The following is a 17,322-nucleotide window of genomic DNA, read 5'->3' as shown; positions in this document are numbered from 1 at the left end:
ACCTCTTAAAATTGTTTTAGAAATTCCCTAAGTTGTTTTCCTTTAAACTCTTTAGCCAGTTGACATAGATGGGTAGCAAAAGGCTCCCATTTCCGATCTAACTCTTTAAGTTTAATAGCTTCTTTAGCAATAGAGCGCAGGTCGCCTCGCATAGCCAAATCGAGTAATTTGGCTATTTCTTCGGCTGGAGGAACGATTAATTGAGCATTTTCAAGATTGGTATAATTCAACTGAAATTGAGAATTAGGCTCTGGGATCTCTGGTTGATTTTCGATTAAATCTTCATAAATCCATTTTATCCCTAAGTAAACCCCTAATTTCTCTAAAAGAGCCGTTTGTCGGATAGGTTTGGAAAGAAAATCGTTGCAACCAACCTCAATACTTTGCCGTTGCTCAGGTTCTAAAACGCTAGCGGATATAGCAATTACTACTGTGTCTTTGAATTTTGGTATCATTCTCAGTTGACGGGTAGTTTCAAAACCATCTAGAACAGGCATTACTAAGTCCATCAAAATGGCATCTGGCTGAAAATCATTAGCTTTTTCCAAACCATCCAAACCATCTGCTGCTTCCATGACTTCAAACCCAATGGGTGAAAGCATATTAACCAAAACCGAGCGATTTGTCCATTTATCGTCTACTATCAAAATTTTCCGAGGGTCGCCTTTATAACCAATAATATTACGCTCTATTAGGGTAGCAATATCAGCTTTTTTGTCAACTTCTGGTAAATGTAATTCGACGGTAAAACTGCTGCCTTGACCTAAGCGACTCTTGACATTAATAGAGCCTCCCATGAGGAGGACTAATTGATGAGTAATTGCTAATCCTAATCCTGTTCCTTCAGTTTTACGGCTATTTTCTCCTACTTGTTGAAACGGCAAAAATATTTTTTCTAAGTCATCTTCTGCCATGCCAACGCCTGTATCTTCGATTTTAAACTGTACTTGATCATGTTGATAATTTACTTGCAAGGTTACGGCTCCTTTTTCAGTAAATTTGATGGCATTACCAAGTAAATTCAGTAAAATCTGCCTTAGCCTTTTATCATCAGCTTGAATTATTTTGGGGAGTGGGGAAAGTTTTTTATAATTTAATAATATTCCTTTTTGATCGGCTTTAATTCGGCAGATTTCCACAATTCCTTCGATAAATTCGGAAAAATGAAACACTTTTGGGTAAAGATCCATTTTTCTCGCTTCAATTTTAGAAATATCTAGAACATCATTAATTAGTGTGAGCAGGTGTTCGCCGCATTGATGAATGATATTAATACGATGTTTTTGCGGGTTAGTTAAATCTCGGTCTTTTTTAGATATCTGAGTGTAACCCAAAATACCATTAAGCGGGGTGCGGAGTTCGTGACTCATGTTAGCCAAGAATTCACTTTTTGCTTGGTTGGCTGCATCAGCAGCTTTTTCGGCTCGGAGGCGCTCTTTTATTTCTATTTCCAGACGATCATTTTTTTCTTTTAATTGCTGGGTTCGTTCTTCTACTTTGGCTTTGAGGGTATCGCTATATTCTGCTAATTGTTGGTTGGCTGTTTCTAAGTTAGTATAGAGTTGGGCGTTTAAAAGTGCGATCGCAGCTTGAGATGATAGCAGTCGCAATACTTCTACCCGTTTCGGCGTGAAAGCACCCGTAATTAAATTATTTTCTAGGTAAAGAAGCGCCGTTAGTTTGCCTTGATATACAATTGGCATACACAAAACCGACTTGGGTTGGCGTTCTTTAATATAAGTATCAGCCTGAAAAACATCCTCACTACTAGCATCGTTTAAAATAACATCTTTCTCAGTTCGGGTGACATAATTAAGCACTGCTATTGGTAGTTGCTGACTCTTGGCTACTGGTATTGATTCCAGCACTTTTACCTCATCTTTATTACCCGATGCTTCTATAAATAATTGATCGGATTTTGAGAGAATCAACGCCCCAGTTTCAGCACCAGCATTTTCTATCAAAGTTTTCATTAACTTGTCTAGCAAATTGGCAAGGACAATTTCACTGTTAATGCTTTGAGAAGCTTTCATTACTGTTGCCAAATCTAGAAAATCCGCAGAATCGGTGCTGCTTGTAGCGGTGGCAGTTGTTGTGTGGTCTATACTAAGCGATCGCGCGGAACGATCTACCAGAGGCGATCGCACAATCAACTGCGGATATTTCTCTTCTAAATAATTAACTTTAGCCATAGCCCCCCAGCCAATATAGGCATGGTAGGCATTCTTCATGTAAGTTTGAGCAATAGTTTGTTTACCCCACGACAAATAAAATTTAGCAGCTAATTCGTAAGCAAGTGCTTCTTCATTGAAATACTTATTTTCTTTAGCTAGAGCAATAGCTTTGTCATACATTTCCATTGCTGCTATTTTTTCTTCTAAAACTCGATGCCGTTCTGCCTCCACTAGATAGTATTTGTGTAGATGATTCATAGGGGCATAATGCGCCCATTGTTGCATTTTTTCTTGATTAGCTTGTACTCGATGAAGAATCTCCTGTTGCTCCTGTGAAGCCTGGGAATACACAGCTAACCGTACTAGAGAATCGTAGAAATAAAAAATAACAACAGTTAACTGCCCTGTAGATGCGCCGAAAGAACTTTCTACTTGAGGGATAGTTTTCAAGGCTTCTGGGTAATTTTCAAACACATAATAAAGCGCCAGCTTTTGCAAGTATAAGTAATGAATCGCCAGTTGATCGTTAGTTTGTTGATGTAGCGGCAGCCTTTTCTCTTCGTCGTAAACTTCCCCCTTTAACTGGCATGGGTTATGGTTTTTTCCCATCATGTTTAAGACAGTTTGCCAACAGATTTTTGTATTATTAAGTGCTGTTTCTTGGCTGATTTTATGAACTGCGTCTGCATAAGTTGCTATTTCTCGTTCCAGTTGCATTAGTTGCTTGCCAACAAAAAACGAGTAATGACTCCACACCATGATGGCATAGCCAGCATATTCTAAATCTCCGGTTTCCACCCCGCTAGAGAAAACTGATAGGAAAGGTTTTAAGGTATTCCTGGCGTGTTCTTTCCAATGTTGAACAGCAGCATATACCAAGTGGCGCGTTTTGGCTTCGATTTCTTTGGCATTTAACTTTGACACTAGACGTAAAGCTAATTGCCCAAACTCATAACCTTGTTCAATATCTCCTAAAGTCCCGCAAAGCAGAAGACTATATAAGGCGTATGCAAAGGGAGATACAGCAGCATTGCCATATTGAACGGATAAATCGACTTGTTTGCAAACTATTAAAGGTACAAGTGGGGGCATCCCAGAATAGCAAGGAGAAAATATACTTGATAGAATTGCGATCGCTGCTAGTTGATGAGAATCTGTCATTGCAGGAAGATCGATTAAGTCCTCAGTTCGCCTTCCCTTTAAAATTGCCGCAGTTTCCCCCAGCGCCTGCCCAATATCAGATGCGTCTGGCGAGTCGGGAAACTCTATCCCCAACTGCTTTAAGGCTTGCAGCCCTGTATTCAGTGCTTCTTTGAGCTTGTTCTGCCCCATATAAGCTTGAATCTGGACTTCATACACTTTTACGATGTCTAATACCGTTTTGGCGCAGTTTTGCACTATTTCCGCCAATCTCTGCATTTCTTCAAAGTCACCACTCAGAAATGCTGCCTCTACGGCTTCGGTATGCAGTGCTAATGTTAGGTCGTAGTGAGATGCCCAACTATCTAGTGGCAACAATTTCAAACCAATATTTAAATATTTAACAGCCGATTCGTAGGCTGTGGATGCTTTGGCTTTTTGACCTGCAATTAAATTCAGTTCAGCTAACTGATATTTTTCTGAATCTAAGGTAAGTAAATCAGCACCATAATTCAGTTGATTTACTAAATCAAATATATTTTCTTGCTGTTCTTGCCTGGTGGTATTTTGTAAGAGCAATTGACCTATTTTTAAGTGAGTTGCTTTCTTATCTGCCTCGGCAATTAAAGAATAGGCAGCTTGTTGTACTCGGTCGTGGAGAAACCTATAACTAACTTTTATAGGCTGACTGGGTAAATTGTATTCAGTTTCAATATCAACTAATAAAGGAACTTTATATGCTTCCGAAAGCGGTAAAATTAAACCAGCTTGTAGTGCTTCCCATAAATCATTTGCGGTTTCAAATTGTGATTTTTTATTGACAATAGCTAAAACGTCTAAGGTAAATTTGTCACCAATACAAGCAGCGAGTTTTAAAACATTTTGAGTTTTTGCTCGTAGCTTTTGAATCTGACTCACCATTAACTCAACAACATTATCGCTGATGTTGATGGATTTAAGGCGATCGCTATCCCATTCCCAACAAACCTTGCTAAAATTAAATGACAGCAGATTGTCTTGATAAAGAGATTCCAGCAGTTGAGTTAAGAAAAAAGGATTACCTCTAGTTTTGCTAAATAATAACTCACCTAACGATTTAGTTTTTAACTGTTCACTATGAAGCGCATCGCTAACTAATTGATTAATATGAGCAATTTTTAAAGGTTTAAGCAATATATTATTTACTACCGCGCCAGCAGATTTAATTTCTTTCAAAGTCAACATCAATGGATGAGTTGGGTTGACTTCGTTATCCCGATATGCGCCAATAATTAACAAATATTGACACCCAGATTCACATAATAGTAATTCAATTAATTTTAAAGAGGCTAAATCAGCCCACTGCAAATCATCTAAAAATAAAACCAAAGGGTGTTCTGGTTGAGCAAAAACATTAATAAATTGTTGAAACATCCGATTAAATCGGTTTTGAGATTCAGTTGCTCCTAATTCCGGTACGGGAGGCTGAGAACCAATAATGCGTTCAACTTCGGGAATAACATTAATAATTACTTGACCATTAGATCCGAAAGCTGCTAAAAGTTTGCCTTTCCAAACCGCTATTTTATCTACACTTTCTGTGAGCAATTGCTCCATCAATCCATGAATTGCTTGAATTAAAGAATCATAAGGAATATTACGCTTAAATTGGTCAAATTTTCCTGAGATAAAATAACCACGTTGGCGGACAATCGGTTTATGAACTTCATTAACTAAAGAAGATTTCCCGATACCTGAGTAACCGCTTACTAACATCAATTCCGTTGCGCCATCGCTAACACGCTCAAAAGCGTTCATTAATAAAGCGACTTCTTTTTCCCGATCATAAAGTTTTTGGGGAATCGAAAATCGACTACTATTATCAAGTTTACCAATAGGAAATTCTTTAATTTCTCCCGTTATTTGTAATTGCTCTAAACATATTTCTAAATCAGCTTTCAATCCTAAAGCACTTTGATATCTATCTTCAGCCGTTTTAGCTAATAATTTCATCACAATATCAGATAAAACTTGAGGAATTAATGCTATTTCCTCTGGTTTTACTGGTATTTTGGCAATATGAGAGTGAACCAACTCTAAAGCATCATTTGTGGGAAAAGGCAACTGATGAGTGAGCATTTCATAAAATGTCACACCTAAAGAGTAAAAGTCAGTACGATAATCTATGGAACGATTCATCTTACCAGTTTGTTCTGGTGAGATATAAGAAAGATTACCTTCTATTAAATTAGGGTTACTAATGCTGGAATTCTCTCTAGATAGAGATGATGAAATACTAAAATCAATAATTTTTATTTCGCCTGTGGCAGAATTAATGAAAATATTGTTTGGTTTAATATCTTTGTGAATAATATGGTTTTGGTGTAACTGACCAATTGTTGTAGCTAAATTAATCGCAATTGTTAAAAAATTCTTTAAATTTGCGGTATAATATGAGATAGTTTGTCTTAAAGATTCTCCCTCAAAATCTGACAACACCAGCGCCAAACCGTTTTGATAGTTACATAAAGCTATAGGTTTAACAACTCCTGCTATATCCAAAGATTGCAGGATATTATATTCATGCCTTAAGCGGGTAAGTTGTTCTACTGTAGGATATTCAGCTTTAAGAATTTTAATAATTACTGAAGCTTGTTCTGATTTAGGTTCAGATTCTTTGACAGCCCGATAAATTAAGAAAGTCGCGTTTTCATAAATAGTGGTGAGAAGATTGTAATCTGTAATATTAATAATCATTTATATTTCTGGTTGGCATTGGTAATTGGTAATTGGTGATTGGTGATTGAAAAGAGAACAGGACAAGGAAGTATGATGTATACGACTTTCCCATCTTATGCAATTTTTATCTGATGCAGTTAAAGCGATCGCCTAATTTAATATTTGTTTTAATCACGCTATTCTTAGACGTGATGGGAATTGGTCTGAGTACTCCCATTCTCCCTAAACTAATTGCTGAGTTTATTGGCGATGTCTCTACCGCTTCCTACTATTATGGCGCGGTCGTCACTGCTTACGCCTTGATGTTATTTGTCTTCTCACCTATTCAAGGCGCTTTATCCGATCAATTTGGTCGTAGACCAATATTGCTATTTTCCCTTTTGGGTACAGGATTAACTTATGTAGCCTTAACGTTTGCGCCTACTTTACCTTGGATATTTGCGGCTCAAATCCTTAATGGTTTAACAGGTGCTAGTTCTGCGGTTGTTTTTGCCTACATTGCTGATGTTAGTCCACCCGAACAACGAGCGAAAAATTTTGGGTTAGTAGGAGCTACTATTGCTTCAGGTTGGGTACTAGGTCCAGCTTTAGGAGGTTTGTTAGGTAGTTGGGGTTTACGTTTCCCTTTTGGTATTGCCGCAATTATTACATTTGTAAATTTGCTATATGGAATTTTTGTAGTTTCTGAGTCTCACTCTACCGAAAATCGCCGTTCTTTTTCTTGGGGTAGGGCTAACCCAGTTGGTTCTTTAAAATTGCTCAGAAAAAACTCATTTATCTTTGGTTTAGCAGGAGTGATGCTTTTTACTGATGTAGCGTTGCAATGTTATATAAGTACGTGGGTATTATTTACAACTTATAAATTTCAATGGACAACTGGGGAAGCGGGAATATCACTAGCATTATTAGGATTAGTAACTGCAAGTGTGCAAGGTGTTTTGATTCGACCGCTAATTTCTCGCTTTGGCTCTCAACGCACAATTGTTATCGGATTAATATTTAGTTTAATTGGCTATTTGTTGTATGCTTTTGCGCCTGCGGGATGGATGATGTACTGGATTATTGTCCTTAATGGTTTTGATTACACTATTAAACCAACTGTACAAGGTGTAATTTCTGCTGAAGTTAGCGCCCATGAACAAGGAGCAATTCAAGGCGCTATAGCTTCGGAGACAGCACTTTCAAGTATTATTGGACCATTATTAGCTACTAATTTATTTGGATACTTTACCTCTCGTAATGCCCCGATACAATTACCGGAAGTACCGTTTTTATTAGGCGCGTTGCTATTTGTTGTAGCATTATGGTTAGCGATCGCCACTTTTTCTAAAAAACATTTATCGCATCAACAGACAGAAGATATATCTCACAATGGTTAATACTACCCGCCTCCAGACGATTCTCGCTAACTCCCCTGTTGGCGATGTCTTACCTGCGATCGCACAACTGAATCTTCCTGACTGGTGGTTAGCAGGTGGTGCGGTACGCAATACAGTTTGGCGATCGCTTTTTGGTGAAAACTGTCAGTTAATTATCAATGATTTCGATATCGCCTTCTTTAATTATCAAGGCGATGCAAAAGCAACTCCCCAAGAATATCGCTCTCAAGAACTAGCAGCAAAAACCACCCTAACAAATCAATTTCCTGAATACAAGTTTGATATCAAAAATCAAGCTAGTTTTGCACGTTGGCGTTCTGGTAGAAGATCATACAACAGTACTGAAGAGGGAGTTGCAGATTGGTTACATACTGCAACTGCTGTCGGTGTTCGATTAAATACCCAAGGCGAATGGCACTTTTTTACACCCTACGGGCTGGATGACCTTTTCGATGGTATCATCCGACCAACTCCAGCACATACTAACAACCCAGATGCGGAAAAAAAAGCCGATTCGTTTCTACAAAAATGCTCCAACTTGCGTAAAGTAGGTTGATCAGAACTTTTCAATTAACAATTAACAATTAAAATACATAAAATAATCCCACGAACTTCTATCCGTGGGATTATCAATAACTATTCAGGTAAATTTTTGCTGGCATAAACATCCAAACTGTATGCAGGTACGCGCTCTAAGTAATCTGTTTCGGTACCTGTGAAGCTATAAGCTAGTTTTTCAAATCCAGCAGAGCGCCAGTTACGTTCGTGAATCGGTTTGGACTGCTCACCGAGGAAGTATGCCTGTGTGCCGATGATCGCACCAGCTACCCATCCCACAACTAACAGAGCAATCAAAATTGTCATTGCCATTGTCTTTCTCCTTGCTGTAACTCAAATTAATCCAAATTAATACCAGAAGTGATTTAGCTAACACTAAAAGCAATCAGCAGCAATACGCCAACTAACAAAGTAGCTACTCCGCCCTGCATAGCATAACGGCGTTGCTCTTCTTGGGATGGATATTCGGCATAAGAGATTTTTGGTTCAGCCGCGAAGTTGTTCAGAATGCCTCTTTCGTCAGTGGTGGTATACATCGCTTGTTTCCTTGTTGCTTTATGTAAACTAATATAACAAATTATTAAGCAATGTAAAGGTGACTTGACACTCCTCTTGGTGTGATGTTAATCACAGGCTAATATTTTTAATATTCAGGTTGTTGTGGCAACTCGGCTTGTTCTGGTAGTCTTACTACTTGAATAGTGTCAGGTTCAGTTGCTTGAGCTTCTTGCTGTACAGCAGGTTGCTGTAGATTGCTAAAATTTACTTGATTGATAGAGAGGCTGTGTAGAGTTGGTGCGCCAGCCAGGAAAGTGCAAAGTATTAGTAAACGTTTCATCACTACCTCAAGAATTAAACCTGCTTTATTTATCGCCTCTTGGGTTGAGTGATCAGAAACATCTTGTACCAGTTTTCTCACAGGTTGTTTGAGCCAAGTCTTAACTGCTGATTTTTGGCTCTAACTGGAGTCTATTCCCGCGACAGTTCTGAAATTGGCATAGTGGAGAGAGGAGAGAGGAGAGAGGGTTTAATAACTTTTCTCAAGATTTATAAAATGTACAATGCGCTCCGGCGCGGCACGCCTACTTATGATTGAAATTGCTGGATACCAAATTCTCACCAAACTGCATGAAAGCACTAACTCACGGGTTTACCGAGGCGTGCGTGAGTCAGATCATCTGCCGATTATTATTAAAGTTTTAAAAAAAGACTATCCTACAGTAGAAGAAATTACCCGTTATCAGTTTGAATACAAAATTACTAAAAGCCTCAACTTAGAAGGCGTAGTCAAGGCATATAGCTTAGAACAATATCAAAATACCCTCTTAATTGTTTTTGAGGATATCGGTGGAGAATCTTTAGCAAAAATTTTGTCATCTACACATTTGAGTTTAGAAGTTTTTTTGAAATTAGCGATTAAACTAACTGAAGCATTAAGTCAACTTCACAATTTTAATATAATTCATAAAGATATTAATCTTTATAATATTATTTGGAACCGTAAAACAGATCACGTTAAATTAATTGATTTTGGAATTTGCACGGAAGTTTCACGAGAAAAGCCAAGTTTTAATAGCTGGAATTTGTTAGAAGGTACGTTAGGTTATATATCCCCAGAACAAACTGGTAGAATGAATCGCTCCTTAGATTATCGCACCGATTTTTATTCTTTAGGAGCAACTTTTTATCAAATGCTCACCAATCAGTTACCTTTTACCACAAAAGATCCCTTGGAATTAATTCATTATCATATAGCAAAAGAAGTAGTTCCACCTCATCTAATTAATCAAGAAATTCCTAGAATAATTTCCGCTATTGTAATGAAGCTATTGGCAAAAAATGCCGAGAACCGTTATCAAACGGCTTGGGGAATCCATGCAGATTTAGAACGTTGTCTAGTTCAACTAAACTCAAGCAATCAAATCAGTTATTTTCCTTTAGGGGAACATGATATTTCAGAGAGATTTCAAATAACCGAGAAAATTTATGGCAGACAGCAGGAAATTGAAATATTAAAAACAGCATTTGCTAAAATAGCAGAATTTGAAGCAGAGCAAATTATTATCAAGGAAAATAATAATGATTTGTTGTCCCTCTCAAATCCTAGTATAAATACCCAAACCCAAATTGGATTTGTTTTAATATCAGGATATAGCGGGATAGGTAAATCAGCATTAGTACAGGAAATTTATAAACCATTAACTCAAAAACAAAGCTACTTTATCGCGGGTAAATTTGCCCAATATCAGCGCGATATTCCCTACTTTGCCATAGTTCAAGCTTTTGAGGAACTAATTTTTCAATTACTAACCGAAAGTGAGACAAAATTGCAGCAATGGCGAACAAAAATTATGGCATCATTAGGATCAAATGCACAGGTAATTATTCAAGTTTTGCCAGTTTTAGAACATCTAATTGGCAATCAGCCAGAGATTCCAGCTTTACCAGCAATAGAAGCAGAAAATCGCTTTAATTTAGTCTTTCAAAAATTTATTAAAGTTTTTAATCAGCCAAAACATCCGTTAGTAATGTTTTTAGATGATTTACAATGGGCGGATGCTGCATCATTAAAATTAATTCACTCGTTAATAACAACAGGAGAACCTCAAAATTTACTATTAATTGGTGCGTACCGCGATAACGAAGTAAATGCGACGCATCCTTTAAGATTAATGGTTAATGAACTTGAAAACGCTGGAATTGCTGTTAATGATGTATTTCTTTCACCGTTGAGATTGCCAGATATTAATCAATTGTTAGCTGACACACTTAAATGTTCTCCTAATGTCACCCAATCTCTTGCGGATTTGGTGCAGTTGAAAACGGGAGGAAATCCTTTTTTTATTAATGAATTTTTAAATACTCTTTATAGTGAAAATTTGGTCAAATTCAATTTTGAAGTAGGAAGCTGGCAGTGGTCAATCGAAGAAATTCAAAGCAAGGAAATTACCGATAATATAGTTGAATTGCTAGTTGGTAAAATTAAAAATTAACCCCATCAGTACAAAAAATATTGCGGTTAGCAGCGTGTATTGGTAATCAATTTGAGGTGCAAGTTTTAGCTTTAGCTGCTGAAAAATCTCTACAAGAAACAGTGGTATCTCTGAGGGAAGCGATCGCACTTGGTTTAATCTTACCACTCAGCAATGCCTACAAGTCTCTGGAATTGGGCGTTACGCTCCCAAAAACTGCACCCGTCGTGGCTTTCAAATTTGCCCACGATCGCATTCAGCAAGCAGCTTATTCACTTAATGAAGAGAGCGATCGCCAATATTACCATCACCAAATTGGGCAATCAATACTCCATAATACTTTAATTTCCCAATTAGAACAGAAAGTTTTCGATATAGTTAACCATTTCAATTTAGGCATAAACCATAAAGCTCTACCTAGTTACATTTTAAATTCGGAAGGAGAAAAAAAAAGATTTATTAAACTTGCTCAATTAAATTTGATTGCTGCTGAGAAAGCTCAAGCGGCAAGCGCATATCAATCAGCACTGCGGTACGTACAAACAGGCTTAGAAATATTACCAACCGATAGTTGGCTGTGCAATTATGAATTGACTTTAGCTCTCTATATTTTAGCAGCACAAACAGCTTACCTAAGCGGTGAATTAGAGCAAATGAATCAGTATGCCACAGTCGTTATAAATCATGCTAAAACACTGCTAGATCAGGTAAAAATTTATCAACTTAAAATTCAAGTTTGTACCGCGCAAACTCAATTTAGTCAAGCGATTCAGATAGCACTAGAGGTACTAAAATTATTAGAATTTAAATTATCTGAAGCAACTCCAAAAAATATTCAAACTGCCCTTTTAGAAACAAGTAATAATTTAGTTGGTACGCAAATTGAGCATTTGCTGAAATTGCCGCCGATGAATGAGCCGAGAGTACTAGCTATTATAAATATCCTCTCCGGTGCAATTTCTCCCGCTTACATTGCTGCACCTGAGTTACTACCATTCATTGTGATTCAACAGGTTAATTTATCAGTTAAGTATGGCAATGCTAATACATCTCCATTTGCTTATGCCATGTATGGCTTGATTTTATGTGGAGTTACACTTGATATTGAATCTGGTTATCAATTTGGTCAACTAGCATTGAATTTGTTAGAAAAGCTTGATGCTAAAGCTATTGCAGCAAAAACGCTTTTGGTAGTAAATACAAATATTGAGGTTTGGAAAGTTCATGTAAGAACAACTTTAAATTCTTTACAAGAAGCTCATCAAATTGGTATTGAAAATGGAGACTTAGAATTTGCTGGCTATAGTGCTGCGAATCGTAGCTATTATTCATATTTTACGGGACGGGAATTGACAGAACTTCAACGAGAGTTATCTGGCTATATTCAAGTATTAAGTAAATTTAAACAATCTAGAAATGTTGATGCTCTGGAAATGTATCTCCAGGTGATATCAAATTTAACTTCACCATCTTTTTTTCCAGAGCGTTTAGTTGGGCAATATTACGAGTCAGATAGATTACCGCGTCTCCAACAAACAAATGATCGGCATGAACTGTTTCATTTTTATTTAAATAAACTTATTCTGTGTTATCTATTCCATGATTTTGAACAAGCTCAAGTTAATGCCCGTCTTGCCGAAAGTTACCTAGATGGAGTTGTAGGTTTAGCACTAATTACTAATCTTTATTTTTATGATTCTTTAACACGATTGAGGGTTTATTTACAATCATCTTTTTTGGCTCAGGGAGAGATTCTGTTACAAGTAAGAGCGAATCAGAACAAACTAAAATTTTGGGCGCGTCATGCGCCTATGAATTATTTACATAAATTTTATTTAGTAGAAGCAGAGTGCCATCGAGTTTTGGAAGAAGATTATCAGGCAATTGAAACATACGATCGCGCTATTGCTTTAGCTAAAGAACATGAGTATATCCATGAAGAAGCACTAGCTTATGAATTAACTGCCAATTTTTATTTATCCAAAGGCAAAATAATCATTGCTAAAGCTTATATGCAGGAGGCACGATATTGTTATTTTAAATGGGGTGCAACTGCGAAAGTTGCAGATTTAGAATCACATTATCCTCAGCTTTTTTTGGGAGTTTTAATTCCAAGTAAACAAACTAATCAAATTTTAAATACTGGAAATCAAACATTAAACCAACTCGATTTTCACACGATTTTCAAAGCATCACAAGTAATTTCTAGTGAAATTGTTTTAGATACGCTGTTAACCAAACTAATGAAAATTGCTATTGAGAATGCGGGAGCAGAAAAAGGTTTTTTAATTTTAGAGAAACAAGGGGAATGGGTGATTCAGGCAGAAGGAGCTATTGAGCGAGGTGAGGTGGCAACCTTACAATCTCTTAATTTAGAACCATTACCTGCAACATATGTTCCTAAGTCAATTATTAACTATGTAGCTCGGACAAAAGAGAATATTATTATTAATAATGCGATGTCTGAGGGAAATTTCACTCAAGATATTTATATCCAAGCTCATCAACCCAAGTCGGTATTATGTATACCGATTATCAATCAAGGTAAACTGATTGGTATTTTATATTTAGAGAATAGTTTAATAACGGGAGCATTTAGTAGCGATCGCGCAACCCCTTCTCAATCAGAACGCCTCAAAGTTCTTAACATCTTGACTTCCCAAGCTGCAATCTCGATTCAAAATGCTTTACTTTATAACAACTTAGAACAAGCTAATCAGCAATTAGCAGAGTATTCCCGCACTTTAGAACTAAAAGTAGAAGAACGCACCCAAGAATTACTAGCAGCCAAAGAAGCAGCAGAAGCAGCAAACCGTGCAAAAACTGAATTTTTTGCTAACATGAGTCATGAATTGCGTACCCCTCTCAACGCTATCTTGGGTTTTACCCAAATGCTGGTGCGGAGATCAGTTCCCCTGGCTCAACGGCAGGAATATTTAAGCATCATCAATCGCAGTGGCGAACATTTACTAGCTTTAATTAATGATGTGTTGGAAATGTCGAAAATTGAGGCTGGTCGCACTACTTTAAATCCTCAAAACTTTGCTTTGGATCAACTGCTAACATTTGTTAAAGAAATGTTCCAAATGAAAGCAGCAGCTAAGGGTTTAAAGTTAATCTTTGAGCAAGATGCTGATCTACCTCAATATATCCAAACAGATGAGCAAAAATTACGTCAAGTTTTAATTAATATTTTGGGTAATGCGATCAAATTTACTGAAAAAGGTAGCGTAACTCTGCGAGTTAAAAAGAAACTTGAAGCATTCCCCTTGCCCCCTGCTTCTTTCGGAATTACCTTTGAAGTTGCAGACACAGGTTTAGGCATAGCTCCCCATGAGCTAGAAAGTGTATTTGAAGTCTTTGTACAAACGGAACAGGGGCGAAACTTACACCAAGGAACAGGTTTAGGTTTAGCGATTAGCAGACAATTTGTGCGACTCTTAGGGGGTGAGATTACTGTTAGCAGCACTTTAGGTAAAAGCACAGTTTTTAGTTTTGATATTGCTGTGCAGTTGGCTGATAAAGTTAATATTTCTGAGCAAACATCACGAGAGCAAATAATTAGTCTTGCTCCCAATCAACCTCAGTACCGGATTTTAGTAGCAGATGACGCTTTTGAAAACCGCCAATTATTAGTAAAAATGCTAGAACCATTAAGCTTTGAAATTCAAGAAGCAGCTAATGGAGAAGAAGCGATCGCACTATCAGATAGCTGGGAACCTCACGTAATTCTAATGGATATGCGGATGCCTGTAATTGATGGCTATGAAGCTACTAAACGTATCAGATCCCAACTCAAAGGTCAGGCTACAGTAATTATTGCACTCACCGCTAGTGTATTTGATAACGAGCGATCAATTGTGTTATCAGTTGGTTGCGACGACTTTATTCGCAAGCCATTTCAGGAAGACGTACTATTAGAAAAGTTAGCTCAACATTTAGGCGTGCGTTATATATATCAACAACCCTCAACATCTGTAGTCGAACAGCAAAAAATTGAATTAACACCATCAGATTTAGCAGAAATGCCCGATGAGTGGATTTCTCAGTTACATCTAGCTGCGACTAAACTCAATTCCAAGCTAATTTTACAAGCAATAGCACAAATCCCTGATGAAAAAAGCTTACTGGCTATAGCACTTAAACATTTAGCCGATAACTTTCGCTATGACGTGATCATAAATCTAACTAAAAATAAACGTTCAGATGAATAAGAGTTTTACAAGTTCTGTTAAAAGAAAAATTTTAATTGTAGATGACACACCTGATAATTTACGCCTTTTAGACAAAACCTTAACTAACCAGGGATATGAAGTCCAGTGTGCAATTAACGGAGAGTTGGCTTTAATAGGGGCTGGTGCGGAAGTACCAGATTTAATTTTACTAGATATTAAAATGCCCGGATTGGATGGATATCAGGTATGCCAACGCCTGAAAGCACAAGCGCAAACTTGCGAAATTCCCGTGATATTTTTGAGCGCACTAGATGAAGCAATTGATAAAGTGAAAGCTTTTACTGTAGGCGGAGTAGATTATATTACTAAACCGTTTCAAATTGAAGAAGTTTTAGCGCGTGTAGAAAATCAACTAGCTTTGCAAGCAGCTAAAAAAGAAATTACCCTCCTCAATGCTGAACTAGAACAACGAATTAATCAACGCACAGAGCAGTTAAAACGAGCGAATGTGGAACTCACTGAAAGCGAAGAGCAATTTCGCCTAACTTTTGAAATGGCTCCCATTGGTATCGCCATTCAAACCCTTGATGGCAAATTTATTCGAGTAAATAAAGCTTTCTGTGAAACATCAGGTTATCCCAGCGAAGAACTTTTAGAGAAAACTTGGATGGATATCAGCCATCCCGATGATATTGCTGTCGCCCTTGCCTACCACCAAAAACTTTACCAAGGGGAAATTTCGGATTTCCAAATTGAGAGCCGTCATTTAACTAAAGATGGCAAGGTAGTTTATGGCATCTTACAGGTGGCTGTAGTTAGAGATGCCGAGCAAAAACCTGTGCATTTAATCAGTCAGTTTTTAGATATTAGCGCTCGCAAATTAGCCGAGGAGAAATTAATTTTTGGTGCTTTGCACGATGATTTGACCAATTTACCCAATCGTAATTTGTTGATGGAGCGGCTGGAATTAGCATTAAAACAAGCTCAACGGCAAACAGATTATTTATTTGCGGTAATGTTTATCGATCTTGATCGCTTTAAGATCGTTAATGATAGTTTAGGGCATGATGTTGGCGATCAACTATTGGTGGCGATCGCCCGCAAGTTAGAAACCTTAATTCGTGCTACTGATATAGTGGCGCGTCTTGGGGGAGACGAGTTTATTATCCTGCTAGATCATCTGCAAGATATCAATGACGCGATTAGAATTGCCGAGCGCATCTGTTTAGAACTTAATTCACCCTTTTTGATAGAAAATCGTCAAGTTTTTACCACTGCCAGTATTGGTATTGTGTTGAGTTCACCTTATTATCAAGCAGCCTCGGAATTATTAAGAGATGCCGATATTGCTATGTATCGTGCAAAAGAGGCGGGTAAAGCTCGTTATGAAATTTTTGATCGGGTAATGCACGCTCATGCTGTCAACCAACTGCAACTAGAAAGCGACTTACGCGATGCGATCGCACATCAAGAACTGTTGGTTAACTATCAACCAATCATCTCATTAACCACAGGCAAACTTACAGGTTTTGAAGCTTTATTACGCTGGGAACATCCCAGTCGCGGTTTTGTCTCTCCGGCAGAATTTATCCCCATTGCCGAAGAAACAGGCTTAATTATTACTATCGGTGAATGGATACTGCGTGAAGCTTGTCGTCAATTGCACACCTGGCAATTACAACATCAACTTAGCAATAGTTTGACCATCAGCGTTAATCTTTCTAGTAAACAACTCAGAGAACCAACTTTAATCAAGAAAATTGAGCAAATTATTAACGAAACTAAATTAAATAGTAGTTGTTTAAAGCTAGAACTTACTGAAAGTATGCTAATTGATAATATTGAAGCCGTAATCTCTACAATGTCCCAACTCCGAGGCAAAGAAATTCATTTAAGCATAGATGACTTTGGTACAGGCTTCTCCTGTTTAAGTTATTTACATCGTTTTCCAATTAATACTTTAAAGATTGACCGTTCTTTTGTTAATCGGATTGGAGAAGAAAATGAAAATTTAGGAATTGTCAAAACTATAATTACCTTAGCTCACGAATTGGGGATGGATGCGATCGCAGAAGGGGTAGAAACTCAGCAGCAAGTAAACCAATTGAAAGCTTTAGGGTGCGATCAAGCTCAAGGATACTTTTTTTCCAAACCCTTAAGCGGCGAATCAGCAGAGCTTTTCATCGCCACACACAAAATATAGCAG

At 37.5% G+C, this 17,322-nt stretch carries 9 protein-coding genes; 5 read left to right on the top strand and 4 right to left on the bottom strand.

Annotated features, from left to right (window positions below):
- Window positions 1-5: 5 nt before the first annotated feature.
- The gene (locus tag CRI9333_RS21215; RefSeq protein WP_015205211.1) at window positions 6-6,050 is read right to left on the bottom strand and encodes a hybrid sensor histidine kinase/response regulator; all 6,045 of its coding nucleotides are present in this window, start codon (window positions 6,048-6,050) and stop codon (window positions 6-8) included.
- A gap of 113 nt (window positions 6,051-6,163) precedes the next feature.
- Here CRI9333_RS21215 and CRI9333_RS21210 point away from each other — a divergent pair, with 113 nt between their 5' ends.
- Both CRI9333_RS21210 and CRI9333_RS21205 read left to right on the top strand, forming a co-directional pair.
- On the top strand, window positions 6,164-7,411 hold the full coding sequence (locus CRI9333_RS21210; protein ID WP_015205210.1) for a TCR/Tet family MFS transporter: 1,248 nt from the start codon (window positions 6,164-6,166) through the stop codon (window positions 7,409-7,411).
- The gene (locus CRI9333_RS21205) at window positions 7,404-7,967 is read left to right on the top strand and encodes a nucleotidyltransferase family protein (RefSeq protein ID WP_015205209.1); all 564 of its coding nucleotides are present in this window, start codon (window positions 7,404-7,406) and stop codon (window positions 7,965-7,967) included. The genes CRI9333_RS21210 and CRI9333_RS21205 overlap by 8 nt, the downstream gene beginning before the upstream one ends.
- A gap of 80 nt (window positions 7,968-8,047) precedes the next feature.
- Here the strand turns inward: CRI9333_RS21205 and CRI9333_RS21200 are convergent, their stop codons facing one another.
- The 3 genes from CRI9333_RS21200 to CRI9333_RS21190 form a co-directional block, all read right to left on the bottom strand.
- Entirely contained in the window at window positions 8,048-8,275 is a 228-nt protein-coding gene (locus CRI9333_RS21200; protein WP_041226887.1) for a photosystem II protein, Psb35-related, read from the bottom strand.
- Window positions 8,276-8,334: 59 nt separating this feature from the next.
- Window positions 8,335-8,505: a photosystem II assembly protein Psb34 gene (gene psb34, locus CRI9333_RS26965; RefSeq protein WP_015205207.1), complete on the bottom strand. Its 171-nt coding sequence runs from the start codon at window positions 8,503-8,505 to the stop codon at window positions 8,335-8,337.
- Between the two features lie 107 nt (window positions 8,506-8,612).
- Window positions 8,613-8,888, bottom strand: coding sequence for a hypothetical protein (locus CRI9333_RS21190; RefSeq protein WP_015205206.1), 276 nt, complete (start codon window positions 8,886-8,888; stop codon window positions 8,613-8,615).
- 169 nt (window positions 8,889-9,057) lie between these two features.
- Between CRI9333_RS21190 and CRI9333_RS26265 the strand changes: the two genes are divergently transcribed.
- From CRI9333_RS26265 to CRI9333_RS21180, 3 genes are read left to right on the top strand one after another with little or no spacing between them, the layout of a single operon-like run.
- Window positions 9,058-10,962 (top strand): ATP-binding protein, encoded by a 1,905-nt coding sequence (locus CRI9333_RS26265; RefSeq protein WP_198013590.1) that lies wholly within the window; start codon window positions 9,058-9,060, stop codon window positions 10,960-10,962.
- A gap of 20 nt (window positions 10,963-10,982) precedes the next feature.
- Window positions 10,983-15,155 (top strand): hybrid sensor histidine kinase/response regulator, encoded by a 4,173-nt coding sequence (locus CRI9333_RS21185; RefSeq protein WP_015205204.1) that lies wholly within the window; start codon window positions 10,983-10,985, stop codon window positions 15,153-15,155.
- On the top strand, window positions 15,148-17,319 hold the full coding sequence (locus CRI9333_RS21180) for an EAL domain-containing response regulator (RefSeq protein WP_015205203.1): 2,172 nt from the start codon (window positions 15,148-15,150) through the stop codon (window positions 17,317-17,319). Before CRI9333_RS21185 ends, CRI9333_RS21180 begins: the two co-directional genes overlap by 8 nt.
- The last annotated feature ends 3 nt before the right edge of the window (window positions 17,320-17,322 follow it).

The sequence above is a fragment of the Crinalium epipsammum PCC 9333 genome, assembly GCF_000317495.1.
Classification (GTDB): Bacteria; Cyanobacteriota; Cyanobacteriia; order Cyanobacteriales; family PCC-9333; genus Crinalium; species Crinalium epipsammum.
Note: the sequence above shows the minus strand (reverse complement) of the source record. Positions and strands in the feature narration are given on the sequence as shown.

Coding starts and splice junctions, on each gene's coding strand:
- CRI9333_RS26265 (WP_198013590.1), top strand. CDS start 9,058: ATGATTGAAATTGCTGGATACCAAATTCTCACCAAACTGCATGAAAGC.
- CRI9333_RS21210 (WP_015205210.1), top strand. CDS start 6,164: ATGCAGTTAAAGCGATCGCCTAATTTAATATTTGTTTTAATCACGCTA.
- CRI9333_RS21200 (WP_041226887.1), bottom strand. CDS start 8,275: ATGACAATTTTGATTGCTCTGTTAGTTGTGGGATGGGTAGCTGGTGCG.
- CRI9333_RS21215 (WP_015205211.1), bottom strand. CDS start 6,050: ATGATTATTAATATTACAGATTACAATCTTCTCACCACTATTTATGAA.
- psb34 (WP_015205207.1), bottom strand. CDS start 8,505: ATGTATACCACCACTGACGAAAGAGGCATTCTGAACAACTTCGCGGCT.
- CRI9333_RS21180 (WP_015205203.1), top strand. CDS start 15,148: ATGAATAAGAGTTTTACAAGTTCTGTTAAAAGAAAAATTTTAATTGTA.
- CRI9333_RS21205 (WP_015205209.1), top strand. CDS start 7,404: ATGGTTAATACTACCCGCCTCCAGACGATTCTCGCTAACTCCCCTGTT.